The organism is Rheinheimera sp. KL1, from assembly GCF_001275035.1.
Lineage (GTDB): Bacteria > Pseudomonadota > Gammaproteobacteria > Enterobacterales > Alteromonadaceae > Pararheinheimera > Pararheinheimera tangshanensis.
Genome location: NZ_LAMX01000023.1, coordinates 88,553 through 101,259, shown reverse-complemented (window position 1 = coordinate 101,259; position 12,707 = coordinate 88,553). Strand labels below are relative to the sequence as shown.

Genomic DNA, 12,707 nt, shown 5'->3' with positions numbered 1-12,707 from the left:
AGCCAGTGTCTCAAGTTACAAATCATGTTCTTGCAACATTTATCCGCCAAAAACTGGCCTTAGCCATTGTAGTTCCAGAGGCAGAAAATCGCCTTAAACGTGGTTACGTAGATGATACAGAGCTATACGATGAAGAGCTGGAAGTAGCAATAAATGAACTATCAAAAACCTAACAAGGCGGTTAATTTCGTTCGCTCCGCTCACTGGGACAGCTTACACGCCGCTTCGCTCTGTTCCAGCTGCCCATTACCGCGGTGTTAAGTGTCAATATGAATTCGTACTCTGAATTACTCGACTACATAGTTTCTCTAGATTCTAAATATCAAGAGGTATGGGATAGTGAAGATAATTACCATCGAAATGACGACGGTGATTCAACAATGTGTGGGGTGTTAGCAGCGTTCGGGCAATATCTACAAAATCACCAAAACTTAATGTCACTTCCTTACTTGGAATCATTATTTCAATTTATTGAAATTGAAGCAGACTCTCAAACTGACCTTGGTGGCTCGATCCGAGTTTGCATTCTAGAAAATTTAAGTCAGACCGAGGCAGGTAAAAAGCTAGAAAAGTATATGGGTAGCCGTACTTTTCATTACTACAACGGAGGCTCGTTCCCATGGAACACTTAACAAGCAAAGGCAGCATCGCCCTTCGGGCTGGACGCGCTATCGCGCGCCGCTGCTTTGGGCGTTATGTGTAATTGGTGAATTATCTCTTAATTATGAGTATTGGAAATAACAAAGATATACCTATGAAAGACTGCCTTTCTTGCAATGGTAAAGGGGAAGTCAAATGTCCTGCATGCCAAGGTAAAGGCAGGCCTTTTGATTGTAGTCACTGTGGAGACATCGAAAAACCCGAATCGTGGGGATTCGTGCCCTGTAACCGTTGTAATGGTACTGGTAAAGTTAATAGAGGTTAGTCCGTGCTTAAAACACATAACAAGGCAATGAAAAATCGCCCACAAAAAACGTGGGCTGGACTCGCTAACGCTCGCCTTTTATTGCGGCGTTATATTTGCGTTCAGCATCGAGGTTAAATTTTGAATCAAAAGGAATTGGATGATGCATTAATTCAGGCGGCTGATTGTGACGTCGAATCAGCTCGAGAGTTGCTTGCGGCTGAAGCAAATCCAAATGGCATGCCTTTGATTATGGCTATTCAGTGCGGTGCCGAGGATATTGTTTCTCTTTTCATAAAAGCAGATGTTGACTTGAATTCTAGTTATTCTGATACAACACCTCTAATCAGAGCCGTCACTGCAGGCTACCCTAATATAGTAAAATTGCTTATTGTTAACGGAGCTCAACCTGACTTAAAAGATACCACTGGAAAAACAGCGGAACAAAGACTATCTGAATGCTCTATGCCCCGTTTAAATGAACACAATAAAAAGTTAATTACTGAGTACCTGAGTGGTGCAAAGCAAATATAACAAGCGCCATCAAAAATGCGCCCTTTGGGCGCTCGACTCGAAACAAGTTGCTCGCGCTTGTGGCGGGCGTTATAAGCTTGGGTGAGCGATGAAGTACTTTATTGCAGTAGTAGTAAACATTTTGATTCTGGCTCTTTCGGTTGTGGGGCTTTTGTCTACTTGTATGTGGGGTTGTCCCAATACAGGTATACAGCTTGTTTTTAAAATTTCTTCGGTATGTTTACTAATAAGCCTCGGGATGATTATTTGTCTTTGGATAATAAGTAAAAATGGCAAAAAATATACTCACGGAAATTGATGTGACACCAAATGCTTATAACAAGCGCCATCAAAACGCCGCTTCGCTGCTCGACTCGCAACAAGTTGCTCGCGTTTGTGGCGGGCGTTAGGGCTAAGATGTGAATCGAGCATTTGGTAAAGTATTCAAAAGCGAAACTGGCGTTGAATACGGCGTAATCCGAAAAGCCAAGGAGCCATTTCCTGAAGTCTTATCCACTTTGAATGTCCTTGCCGAAGACGATTGCGGTAACTATTTCGTTTTGCGTCACGAGGCTGTGTGCTTCTGGGATCACGAAACAGGAGAGAACGCGTTTCTTTCTGAGTCAGTAGATGATTTTGTTTCTAGGTGTTCCGCTCCAGAAGAAGTTGAACTAGAGGCTAGCCAAATAGAGTCGGCTTGGATAGATCCCGAGTTTGCGAAGCAATTCGGCATCAAGAGCAAGCCCTAACAAGCGCATGTTTCGGACAAATTTCCGCTGCGCTCCAATTTGCCGCAAATGCGAGCGTTACGTGTCAGGTTAGCCATGAAGAATGAAATCTCGGAATACGATGTTGTTGAGGTGATAGCATTTAATCCTGACGTTCCAGAAGCTGAAATCGGTGATCAAGCGGCTGTACTAATGATCTTTTTCGACGATGATGTTGCCGTTGCTTATGAGGTTGAGTGTGTGTTGCCGGATGGCTCAAATAAGTGGGAAGGCACATTTTCAACTAAGCAAATTAAGTTGGTACAAAAAGTATGAAAGTAAAACACATAACAAGCAAAGGCAGCATCGCCCTGCGGGCTGGACGCGCTAACGCGCGCCGCTGCTTTGGTAGTTATAAACCACAAGGAGAGTTCATTTGAATATCAATGCAACGCTAGTTGGCCAAATTATGTTTGTATTTGTGCTGGTTGTAGGCGCATTAAGCTATTACCTCGGTCGCCGTAAAACGCAAACGCCGGTTTTGGCGGGTTTACTTGGCGTGGTGCTATGTATTATTCCACCATTTGCGCTGGTTTATCTGGTTGTATTAGTACTTAAAAAAGACGTAGGTTCAACATCGGCGGAAGTAAGTGGGTAAAGTGGTTTATAACAAGGCCAGTCACGGCGACGCCTTTTCCGCTGCGGCTTCGCCTCCACTACAAAGCCGCGCATGCTGGCGGCGTTAGGTGTGAAGGTATGCGTTGGTTAAGCCGAAACAGATATTTGCTTCTCAATGGCTTTGTTTTAGTTCCATTGGGCTTGTATATGATGATGATGTGGCTGGCGTTTGCATCTGGATTTGCCCGAGAAAAAAATCCATTGGCAATTATTATTCCACCACTACTTGCGTTGCACATTATTGTTTTTCTTGTTTGCTGGCTGTTCGCGATAAGGCGTTTTAGAAAGCTTGGTAATTATGGCAAGTGGGACTTGATACCGATTTGGTATTTTTGTCTAGCAACGTTGATCATGTTTCTTGTTTAACTATGCAGGTGTAGATGCACCTAACAAGTTGCTGTTGGTCGCCCCTGCGGGGCTGGGACGTCCAACGCGTTGCGTTGTCCGCCCCAAAGCAAATAGTTATAGGGCTTATTGAGGAATATGAGCGAACTATCTGGAATGACTATTAATGAGCGCCTATTTCGGGTTGGAATCATGGATAAGTTTGATGCGGCAATCTTGGCTGGGAATCAGGAAGAGGCAATTTCCCTGTTGCTGCGAGTGGAGCTATCCAGAGAGGCAGCTATCGAAACTGTTGCTGCGATTGTTGAGAATCCAGGTAAGTATGGCTACGCCAATCGTTAGCGGGTCTGCCGCACAGCCCTATAACAAGCGCATGTTGTCGCCCTTGGGGCTGGGACGGCTTACGCTGCGCTTCAGCCGCCCCAAATGCGGGCGTATGTTTAAGGAGCTCTGTTGTTCAACAAGCAATTTTTTCAGGTTCTGATTTGGATCGAAATGATTCCTTTGGTTGCGTCCTTATTAATGGGCGTATTTCAATTATTTCAGTATGATTCGTGGGTTGCTTTTAAAGTGTGGTTGTTTACTTTCATTTTTTTACAGCCATTCTACCTTGTACCAAAATGGCGGCTATTAAAATCATTGGCGAAGGGCAATCGTTTATGAGCAGCGTCTTTAAACATAACAATACGCAGCACTCGCTCTCTGCGGTCGCTGGGACGCCAACCCGCTGCGCGGCTCGTCGCCCGTGTGCTTTGCGTTAGTTTTCGGAGCAGTCAATAATGAACGAAAAAAACATGAGGAGTTGCCGGATCAAGAGGACAAACCTTGGTCTGCAGAGCGATGCCTCTATACTTCTATGATATTTGCAGCATTAAAAGTTTACATACTGTTAACAGAGCAAACCTTTGGCAGAAGTGGCGGCTTTACTCCTCAGGATGATCCTTATTGGTATTGGGGTTGTATCGCTATTTTTGGAGGCATATCTGTTTATCTATTTGCCGCTTACATTGATCGGAGCAGTCGTGAATAAAACTAACAATCTGCATCATTATGCCGCCGCAAGCGTCGGCGGGACGCTCGTAAACTCGCGCCCATGTGCAAGTCGTTAGAGCACTCGCATGAAAGCACGCAGATACTTAACAATTTTGATTAGCTTGTTTTTACTAGGCTGTTCAAATAAGCAAATAAATTTTGATACCGGAACTGGCTTTGCGTGCTTTGATGAACCCCAATGGCCAAACGATAAAAAGCAGCACTATCTATGCGTTTTCGAGTTAAATACAGTTAGCCCGCATTCTTCAAATAGTGACCGCATGGTTTTAGTAAACAAGTTTGTAAAAAAGATAGGTAAAGAATGTACTGTGTCAGAAGCTCAAGAAATGGTAGATCCAAAAGCTGAGGCTGACCACGGTATGTATTTAATGGTGCATCATGTTCGTTGCAATTAAACCGTGCTCTAACAATCGCCATCAAAACGCCGCTTTGCGGCTCGACTCGCAATACGTTGCTTGCGTTTGTGGCGGGCGTTGCAATCTTGGCTAGTCGTAAACTATCGCCCAATTTAATTTTATGGCTTCCTTTTTTGCCAATAATTATTGCGTTTGTGTTTTTCGTATTTATTCTTGATGTGGTGCCAAATGCGTTGTGTGAAGTCGTTGAGCGGGAAATGGGCTGTTCATGGCGGCCATGGGCCGTATATCTCCGTAATATATTTTTTGTTTTTCCTTGGCTTATGGTCGCATCATGCTTTTTCATTAGTTCTGTTAAAAATATAAATTGGAACGGTTGGGTAGCGCTGGCTCTTCTTGCTTTATTGTATATAGGCGGGTATTTCGGCATTGTGCTGCTGAACCGCAGCCACTAGATTTCTGGAAGTAAAATGAATTTATGCTTTCACAATTCTACACCTAACAAGCAAATCTTAATCGCCCATGCTGAGCCTGGGCTGCGACGGCAAAACGCATGCGCGTTTTCCCGCGCTAAATTTGGTAGTTATATTGCCTGAGGTAAATTTGAGAAATCTGACAGTTTTAATTTTATTGCTATTAACATCGTGCGCTTCAACAAATGACGAGAAAGATGTTAAATATCGCATAGACAGTAATACATACGTTAACTCTGAAGGCGTGATTATCCGTGAAGTATCAAAGCAAGAAGGTAAAAAGATATTGCGGGCTTTGGACAAGCAAATGGACGAGTATAATATCCCGAGGCAGTCTGAATACGAGACGTGCGAAGAGCTTTTAGCCTTGTTAAAGGAAAGAAATCTGGAAGTGACCTCTGTCAAAGAGAGGGAAGTTGAAATCAAGTTGAAATGGAATCTTTGGCGCAATATACATCTTAAATCAGGTAATTGTTTAGATTAGTTTGCAATATTACCAGCAACTATTGCAGCTCACTGTGAGCAGTATTTTGCGATATAACAATCGCCATCAAAAACGCGCCCGCTGGGCGCTCGACTAGCAACACGTTGCTCGCGTTTGTGGCGGGCGTTATGTTTGCTCAAAAGTATGGAAACGAAATGACCATTTTGACCACTCCACAGCTTGCTGAAAAATTGGCAGGTGGAGACTCTTATATTCGAACCAAGGACAATATTGTGAAAGGTCTAGCTATTACCATTGAGCTAAACCCCGAAGCACCTGAAATTATTGTTGTTGGAAATGGTACTCGCATCAGAGCAAATGCCAGGTTGCTTTTAGAGCAACAAGAATACGTACCTGTTTATCTGAAGCAGACTGTGAATGCTTGGAAGTTCTTGGGCAAATATAAGGCAGATAGATATTCTCAAGATCCAAAAGTCCGCTTATCTGAAAATGGCAATCTGCGTTATTGCTCTACCAGCTTTGAGAGAGCTAAACATCAATATACATAAGATGTTCCGCAAATCCGTGTCGCTGGACAAGGGCAATTCTCGCAGCCTGTGGTCGATGATGTTAACTACAGAAGGAGTGTGTCAGGTTTATAGTGATGACCCTGAGGGACGTGATTGGATGATTTAACCAGCGGAAGCGCAGATACAACACCTGCTAGTTCTGTCAGTTGTGATATTTCTTACAAATCATTATGTTCCGGGCTGGCAGCGTCTATTTGTCATTTCGCCTGATGCGACCGGAGTACCTCAATGAATACAGATAAACGGCAAAAATCCGTATTGATCGAAAACGAAGTGCAGCATCAGGCCGGTGCAGTGCAGCTCTTGTCATCCGAGCACGCGAGAGTCGCCTCGTCTCAGTCTCTGAACTCTGTGGTTGAGTGCTCATGGCCACTGACTCGTTTGTGTTGGGCTGCTTGCCTGGCATTTACTCTGATGTTGGTATTGATCGCATTTTCCTACAGCTGGCAGCACACATGGCTATATGACTTGTTTGTCCAGGTCTTTTTTTCCGGTGCAATGATTAGTTGTTATCTGCTGATGTCTCCAGGCGGTCAGTCGATTGAAGCGTTGCTGGCGTTGAAACGCTGGCGTGCGTTGTCGCTGATAAGGTTTATTTTGGGGCCTGGCTTGATAGCGTTGCTGCTGGCTATTCTTTATTGCTACTGGCGATTTGAGCCTCTGGCGGCACAATCCAGCGAAACTATTTCGCTGGCATCGACATTCGGTCTCTTGCTGTTGTTGGTAGCTTTTGGGCCGTTGTTTGAAGAAATTCTATTTCGACAGTTGTTGTTAAAGACGCTGATACAAAAGTTAAAGTCAGTCTGGTCAGCAGCGCTGTGCAGTGCTTTGGCGTTTGCCATTATGCATTCAATATCGACGGAACAACATCTCTGGCTTGGCATACAGTTACATCAGTTGCTGTTATTTGTGGCTGCTTTGTTACTGAGTTGGATTCGTTTGCGTTACGACAGCCTTTGGCCTGCTATTATTTTGCACGTCGCATATAACCTTGGCGTTGTACTTATGTCGTTTTATCTGGCAGCCTAAACTGGAACTGAAGTCAAATAGCAAGCGGATACCTGGTACTTAAAAATCTGTTGTCGGCTGGATAATAGTGCTGCAGATGTGCGGATTGGGAAAAGTAGAGCATGGTTTTCTGCTTAATCACTGCTTCAAAGTAAAAATAACAGGGCAATTCTCGCAGCCTGTGATCGAAGGAACGCAAATGTTGACCTGTGTAGCAAAGTAAGGTGTTATATAAATTGTTGAAATAGAAAAGGAGTTCTTATGAAAAAGTTATTGATCTGTCTAGCTGCTGTGACGCTCTTTAGTGCAAGTACTTTGGCTGATGATTTTGACTACGATGCCTTTGTCAAAGCCTATTACCATGCTCAGGTTATGACTCAGCAGCCAAATGCAACACAGGAAGATCTTGAGCATTATTTATCATTTCTGACCGATGATGTTGGCAATCAGCACTTCCCTAATGCGCCAGATGACTCCAGAGAGCCTGATGGTAAAGCAATGATGCGTAAGGGGATGAGCCGTTATCTCGGTGTTCATACCGAGTATAAAGCCGAGATCATTGACTATCAGTATGGTTATAACGCTGTTTCAATAAAGCACAAATTCTCAGCCAAAGGGAAGCGCTCAGATGGTTCAGACTTTAGCTACAGCAAAGTAGCCCTGGATGTACTTGAACTTGAAGATGGTAAGGTGGCTGTGATGCGCAGGTACAGTAAATAATTCACATAACACGCTACTTTTATTGGTGGCAAAAAGTGCTGGCTAACAGGCTGTATTATTTGTTGTTTCAGGCCTCGGCCAGCTTCACACTTTTGTGTGCTTGCCTGCGGACTTCTAAAAGACAAGGAGAGTTTTTTTGAATATAAATGCGACGCTTTATGGTGAATTCATAATCCTATTTGCGCTAACTATGGGGGCTTTGTGTTATTACCTTGGTCGTCGCAAAACACAAAGTCCTGTTTGGGTTGGCGGGTTTGGTGCGCTCCTGTCTCTCATTCCACCTCTGGGCCTGGTTTATTTGCTGGCATTGGTGCTCAAAAAAGATGTAGCTTCAGCAGCAGACTAACCTGTTTTATAACCAGCTCAGTTACAAAGGTGCAGCGTGGACAGGCTCTTAAAGGCTGCACGAGTTTCTCAGGTTAGCTGTGGAGGAAAAAACAATGGATGTTATTGATATAAAAGCTTTTGTTCCAAGTGAAGATTATGAGGTTTCCAAGTCGTTCTATTCAGAGATCGGATTTAAAGCTGACTATGTTTCTGAAGATTTAACGCTTTTTCAAAACGGAGATTGTCTTTTTTTCCTGCAACGATTTTTTAATGCAGATTTAGCTGCAAATTTTATGCTGCAGCTGTGTGTATCAGACATCGAATCAGCATACCGTCTTTGTTCACAATCAAAACACAAAACCAAGATTACTCCAATTCAGCAAGAATCCTGGGGGAAGGTGTTTTATTTGTGGGGGCCTGCGGGTGAACTGTTGCATGTTACAGAGTTGCGCGGCTTACAAAACTCATCACTAGCTTGAGATACCAGCAAACCTGATACTCCAGCTCATCACTCTGAATAGTATTGATTCAGTTTGGCCCAGACTTTTGGCGTGGTACCAAAGCAGCTTTTAAAATGTCGGGTCAGATGACTTTGATCAGCAAAACCACTGCTGATAGCTACTTGTACTAAGGGCAAGCCTCGCTCAATCAAGGCTTTGGCTTTTTGTAGCCGTTTCAGTGTGACGTAACGGTAAGGTGTGGTGCCATAAAGGGATCTGAAATCCCGGGTGACTTGCCACTTGCTGTAGTGTGAAATAACGGCCAGTTCATCCAACGTGATATCGATGGGCATACAGGAATCGATAGCCATAAGATCGTCAATGTATTCACGGACTCGTTTTATTGCCTGGTAGTTTGCTTTGGTATGTTGAATACTGTTGCCCGTTACCTGTTGTAAACTGCTGGCAAAAGCAAAAATAAGATCCTGCTGCTCCAGTGTCTCCAGTGGACGATCAAATTCAGCCAACAACCTGGTGGCGATTTGGATAAAGCGCGGATCTCTTGTGACCCCACCTTGCAAGAAGGGCAGGCTGACACCTTGCAGAATGTTTTGTACATCAACAGGATTGATACTGATCGCGCGATAGGCAAAGGGGCTATCGGTTCCAGCCTGGCCGTCGTGGGTTTCGTCTGGGTGCAAAATGACCACTTCACCAGGCAGTGAATGGCGTAGTTCACCACGATAATTAAAGCTTTGCACGCCCGCTGTAGTTAACGCCAAAGTGTAGGTGTCATGGCTATGTGGCGCATAAGCAAGACCGCTAAAACAAGCTTCGATGCGCTCTGTTTCGCCTGCAGCTCTTTTTACCCAGCTTGTTACCAAATTCTGGTTTTTAGCCATCCTTGTGATACTCCTGAATTTATCCATTTCCAGCCAGACCAAAGCGGATCTTAGTCTCTGCATCAAAGCGCAATATCGTTCAATAACAGACTAGCTGACCAGACTACTATATCCCAGAACTTTCATTGGGTTATAGTTTCTGACTAAAAAACAGATCATGGCCAAACATCGGGGAAACAAAATTATATGAATGGAATCAAGAGGTTTTTACTTTGGATGCTGGCGATCATCAGTCTGGTCGCTATATCGGCTATTGTGGCTGGTTTTTCATTTCGGGCCGGCCTTGGTTCACCTAGTGAGCCTTTTGAGGCAAAAGCTGTGTATGCGCCCAATGGCGTGGTTTCAACCAGCCAGCCTTTAGCCAGTCAGGCAGGTCTTACTGTACTGAAAAATGGCGGCAATGCAGTGGATGCCGCAGTCACCGCAGCTGCGGTTTTAAGTGTGGTTGAACCTTATATGACAGGCATTGGTGGCGACATGTTTGCCATGCTGTGGCTGGAAAAGCAGCAACGCTTGGTTGGCATCAACGGCAGTGGCCATGCCGGTGCCTTAATGACCTTTGAAAAAATGGCAGATCGTCGTCGTGTGCCAGACGAAGGCCCGGAGTCTATTACATTGCCTGGCGCATTATCGGGTTGGGCAAAACTGTTAGAAGCGCATGGCACTATCAGTTTGGCTGAAGCATTGGCACCTGCTATTGAATTGGCAGAAAAGGGCTTTCTTATCTCTGAAACTACAGCAACGGAATGGGGATTGTTCGAAAGCAAGATCAATTGGGATCAAGGTTCAAGAGCCACTTTTTTAATGGAGGGTGGCAGAACCCCTAAAGCCGGTGAATGGTTTACGAACCCTGATTATGCCACCACTTTGAAACTCATTGCGAAGCAAGGCCCGCAAGTGCTGTACGGTGGCGAGCTGGGTCAAAAAATTGCGACAAGAGTACAGGAGTTAGGTGGCTTTTTAACGCAAGATGACTTTGCCAACTACAGCGCCGAATGGGTCGAACCTTTATCGGTTTCGTTTAAAGAGTACCAGCTATGGGAATTGCCGCCCAATGGTCAGGGCATTGCCGCTTTAGAAATGCTGAAGATATTAGAACCTTTTGATTTAGCGGCTATGAAACACAATTCCGCAGACTATTTACATCATTTGATTGAAGCAAAAAAACTGGCTTATGCCGATCTGGAACACTTTGTCGGTGACCCCAAATTTATGCAAATCACGCCAGAACAGTTGCTGTCAGAACAGGTGATTGCCAGGCGTCGCGCGCAAATTAACGCAGACAAAGCCATGGAAAGGGCCGATCCGGAACCCTCTTTAACCACCAGCGAAACCACGTATTTAAGCGTTGCAGATAGCCAAGGCAATATGGTGTCTTTTATCAATAGCTTAGCAGGGTCTTTTGGTTCAGGAATCGTGGTACCGGGCACAGGTTTTGCGTTACAAAACCGAGGAGTAGGGCTATCAGTGCAGCCTGACAGAGCCAATACAGTAGCGCCAGGCAGACGCCCATTTCATACCATCATTCCAGGTTTTGTTACCAAGACAGATGCACAAGGCAGGCAACAGCCCTGGTTAAGTTTTGGTATTGTCGGTGGACCACAGCAGCCACAAGCTCATGTGCAAGTGTTGCTCAACATGGTGCTATTCGATATGGATGTGCAACAGGCCATGGACGCGCCACGGTTCCGGCATTGGGAAGACAATAATGTGAGTTTTGAGCAAGGCATAGCTCAAGACACAGTAGATGAATTATTATCGATGGGGCATGCGCCACAAAATCCAATTATGGCCACAGCGCAAAGCGTTTTTCTTGGCAATAGCAGAGGCCTGATCTTTGGTGGTGGCCAGGCTGTAATGAAATTAGACAAAGGTTATGTGGCAGGCTCTGATTCCAGGCGGGACGGCGTTGCAGCGGCACACTAAAACAAAAAGAGAACGGTGCGGCAGTTACTGCGTACCGCATCTTTTAACGCTACATTGCCCATGGGAGCATCATGAAACTTCTGTATAAAACCGTATTTTCACTACTCACTTTATTGATCGTTATTTATTACTCAAGTTTCTATGTGTTACCTGGTATCAGCATTGTGAACAGTTCCACAGTTGGAATAGCTCAGGCTGAAATTGATTTACCCGCTAGTCATTTAGATTTTGGTTCTATTGCCATCGGGTCAAGCAATGCACTGCATTATTCGTTGACGCAACCAAAGGATGGCGTGTACAGCTATATAATCAAATTTACCGATTCTGTTGAAATAACCGGCAGTTGCGGGTACGTTACTGACAACGAATTCAATAAGCGTGTTGTTATTACTGTAGAAACTGATTATCAGATTCGCTGTGAACAGCAATAGAGCAGGTTCAGTCAGTAAGGCAATTTGTCATTGGGTTTTGGATTTCAGCCAGGATCATAAGTGGCTTGAGATAATAGATGTTAAGGACAACAAATGGATTTTCTTAATCGTCACCTTTGGCTGAAAAGAACCTTGATGTTTCTCGCTATTTTAGTGGCTGCACCTTTTGCAGGTTATTTATTGCTATTTATTGAAGTCGTTGGTTTGGAAGTAGCTTTTACTTGTCTGCTGATACTGATAAACCCATTTTTAACCTGGCTTAAAATGCATGTCGATGACATCAGGGCTACCTTTCGCGCCATTTCAAACAACCTGCACAAACATATCATGGCAAGTCCTGCGGTGTATTTTTCACATGCGGCGAGCAGTACAGCGTTATTTGCCATAACGGGAGTGATCTTTGTATCTGTAGCCGTTTGGCTGCCATTATTTATAGTGGGCGCGCGCTATGCCTGCTAAATCGGGTTATGTAGTGAGTGTAGAGCATGTAGAAAAAGCTGATCATCCAAAGCTATTGGACATTTGGGAAGCCTCGGTCAGAGCCACTCATGATTTTTTGCAAGAAGAAGATCTACAAGAGTTAAAACCTCTGATCCTTGAGCAGTATTTTGATGCGGTTGACCTAAGATGCGCGAAGAACTGTGAAGGTGACATACTGGGATTTTGTGGTGTGCATGACGGTGCTATTGAAATGCTGTTTATAGCTCCTGATAAGCGCCGCCAAGGGGTTGGGTCACTATTGACTATCCATGCCATCAAAGAGCAAGGCGCAACCAGGGTCGACGTGAATGAACAAAATGAGCAAGCCAAAGGTTTTTACCTGCATAGTGGTTTTGCTGTCATAGGCCGCTCTGCGCTGGACGGGCAGGGAAAACCCTATCCGCTGCTGCATATGGCATTGCGTTGATCT

At 44.6% G+C, this 12,707-nt stretch carries 20 protein-coding genes; 19 read left to right on the top strand and 1 reads right to left on the bottom strand.

Annotation, left to right across the window (positions count from 1 at the left end; translation table 11 throughout):
• Positions 1–269 precede the first annotated feature (269 nt).
• From WH43_RS13640 to WH43_RS13570, 15 genes are all read left to right on the top strand, one after another.
• Positions 270–632, top strand: a complete 363-nt coding sequence (locus WH43_RS13640) for a hypothetical protein (RefSeq protein ID WP_053425158.1) — start codon at positions 270–272, stop codon at positions 630–632.
• A 413-nt stretch (positions 633–1,045) separates the two neighbouring features.
• On the top strand, positions 1,046–1,438 hold the full coding sequence (locus tag WH43_RS13635) for an ankyrin repeat domain-containing protein (RefSeq protein WP_053425157.1): 393 nt from the start codon (positions 1,046–1,048) through the stop codon (positions 1,436–1,438).
• Between the two features lie 398 nt (positions 1,439–1,836).
• The gene (locus WH43_RS13630) at positions 1,837–2,166 is read left to right on the top strand and encodes an SMI1/KNR4 family protein (RefSeq protein WP_053425156.1); all 330 of its coding nucleotides are present in this window, start codon (positions 1,837–1,839) and stop codon (positions 2,164–2,166) included.
• A gap of 75 nt (positions 2,167–2,241) precedes the next feature.
• Positions 2,242–2,460 carry a hypothetical protein gene (locus tag WH43_RS13625; RefSeq protein ID WP_053425155.1) on the top strand — a complete coding sequence of 73 codons (219 nt, stop codon included), beginning with the start codon at positions 2,242–2,244 and terminating at the stop codon, positions 2,458–2,460.
• Positions 2,461–2,560: 100 nt separating this feature from the next.
• Complete coding sequence (locus WH43_RS13620) at positions 2,561–2,782, top strand: hypothetical protein (RefSeq protein ID WP_053425154.1); 222 nt, start codon at positions 2,561–2,563, stop codon at positions 2,780–2,782.
• Between the two features lie 98 nt (positions 2,783–2,880).
• Complete coding sequence (locus tag WH43_RS13615; RefSeq protein WP_053425153.1) at positions 2,881–3,168, top strand: hypothetical protein; 288 nt, start codon at positions 2,881–2,883, stop codon at positions 3,166–3,168.
• 171 nt (positions 3,169–3,339) lie between these two features.
• On the top strand, positions 3,340–3,489 hold the full coding sequence (locus tag WH43_RS13610) for a hypothetical protein (RefSeq protein ID WP_286049746.1): 150 nt from the start codon (positions 3,340–3,342) through the stop codon (positions 3,487–3,489).
• Positions 3,490–4,265: 776 nt separating this feature from the next.
• Complete coding sequence (locus WH43_RS20070; protein ID WP_152342859.1) at positions 4,266–4,595, top strand: hypothetical protein; 330 nt, start codon at positions 4,266–4,268, stop codon at positions 4,593–4,595.
• Positions 4,586–5,011, top strand: a complete 426-nt coding sequence (locus tag WH43_RS20065) for a hypothetical protein (protein WP_152342858.1) — start codon at positions 4,586–4,588, stop codon at positions 5,009–5,011. The genes WH43_RS20070 and WH43_RS20065 overlap by 10 nt, the downstream gene beginning before the upstream one ends.
• A gap of 67 nt (positions 5,012–5,078) precedes the next feature.
• Positions 5,079–5,513, top strand: a complete 435-nt coding sequence (locus WH43_RS13595) for a hypothetical protein (protein WP_053425149.1) — start codon at positions 5,079–5,081, stop codon at positions 5,511–5,513.
• Between the two features lie 155 nt (positions 5,514–5,668).
• Positions 5,669–6,022 carry a hypothetical protein gene (locus WH43_RS13590; protein WP_286049744.1) on the top strand — a complete coding sequence of 118 codons (354 nt, stop codon included), beginning with the start codon at positions 5,669–5,671 and terminating at the stop codon, positions 6,020–6,022.
• Positions 6,023–6,271: 249 nt separating this feature from the next.
• Positions 6,272–7,072: a CPBP family intramembrane glutamic endopeptidase gene (locus WH43_RS13585; protein ID WP_053425147.1), complete on the top strand. Its 801-nt coding sequence runs from the start codon at positions 6,272–6,274 to the stop codon at positions 7,070–7,072.
• Between the two features lie 240 nt (positions 7,073–7,312).
• Positions 7,313–7,771, top strand: coding sequence for a nuclear transport factor 2-like protein (locus WH43_RS13580; protein ID WP_053425146.1), 459 nt, complete (start codon positions 7,313–7,315; stop codon positions 7,769–7,771).
• 136 nt (positions 7,772–7,907) lie between these two features.
• A complete protein-coding gene (locus tag WH43_RS13575) occupies positions 7,908–8,117 on the top strand; it encodes a hypothetical protein (RefSeq protein ID WP_053425145.1) in 210 nt (69 codons plus the stop codon).
• A 94-nt stretch (positions 8,118–8,211) separates the two neighbouring features.
• Positions 8,212–8,577: a VOC family protein gene (locus tag WH43_RS13570; RefSeq protein ID WP_053425144.1), complete on the top strand. Its 366-nt coding sequence runs from the start codon at positions 8,212–8,214 to the stop codon at positions 8,575–8,577.
• Between the two features lie 29 nt (positions 8,578–8,606).
• Here the strand turns inward: WH43_RS13570 and WH43_RS13565 are convergent, their stop codons facing one another.
• The gene (locus tag WH43_RS13565) at positions 8,607–9,440 is read right to left on the bottom strand and encodes an AraC family transcriptional regulator (RefSeq protein WP_053425143.1); all 834 of its coding nucleotides are present in this window, start codon (positions 9,438–9,440) and stop codon (positions 8,607–8,609) included.
• A gap of 186 nt (positions 9,441–9,626) precedes the next feature.
• Here WH43_RS13565 and ggt point away from each other — a divergent pair, with 186 nt between their 5' ends.
• From ggt to WH43_RS13545, 4 genes are all read left to right on the top strand, one after another.
• A complete protein-coding gene (gene ggt / locus WH43_RS13560; RefSeq protein ID WP_082335784.1) occupies positions 9,627–11,366 on the top strand; it encodes a gamma-glutamyltransferase in 1,740 nt (579 codons plus the stop codon).
• Between the two features lie 71 nt (positions 11,367–11,437).
• Complete coding sequence (locus tag WH43_RS13555; protein WP_053425141.1) at positions 11,438–11,797, top strand: hypothetical protein; 360 nt, start codon at positions 11,438–11,440, stop codon at positions 11,795–11,797.
• A gap of 93 nt (positions 11,798–11,890) precedes the next feature.
• The gene (locus WH43_RS13550; protein WP_053425140.1) at positions 11,891–12,256 is read left to right on the top strand and encodes a hypothetical protein; all 366 of its coding nucleotides are present in this window, start codon (positions 11,891–11,893) and stop codon (positions 12,254–12,256) included.
• On the top strand, positions 12,246–12,704 hold the full coding sequence (locus tag WH43_RS13545) for an acetyltransferase (protein ID WP_286049743.1): 459 nt from the start codon (positions 12,246–12,248) through the stop codon (positions 12,702–12,704). Before WH43_RS13550 ends, WH43_RS13545 begins: the two co-directional genes overlap by 11 nt.
• The last annotated feature ends 3 nt before the right edge of the window (positions 12,705–12,707 follow it).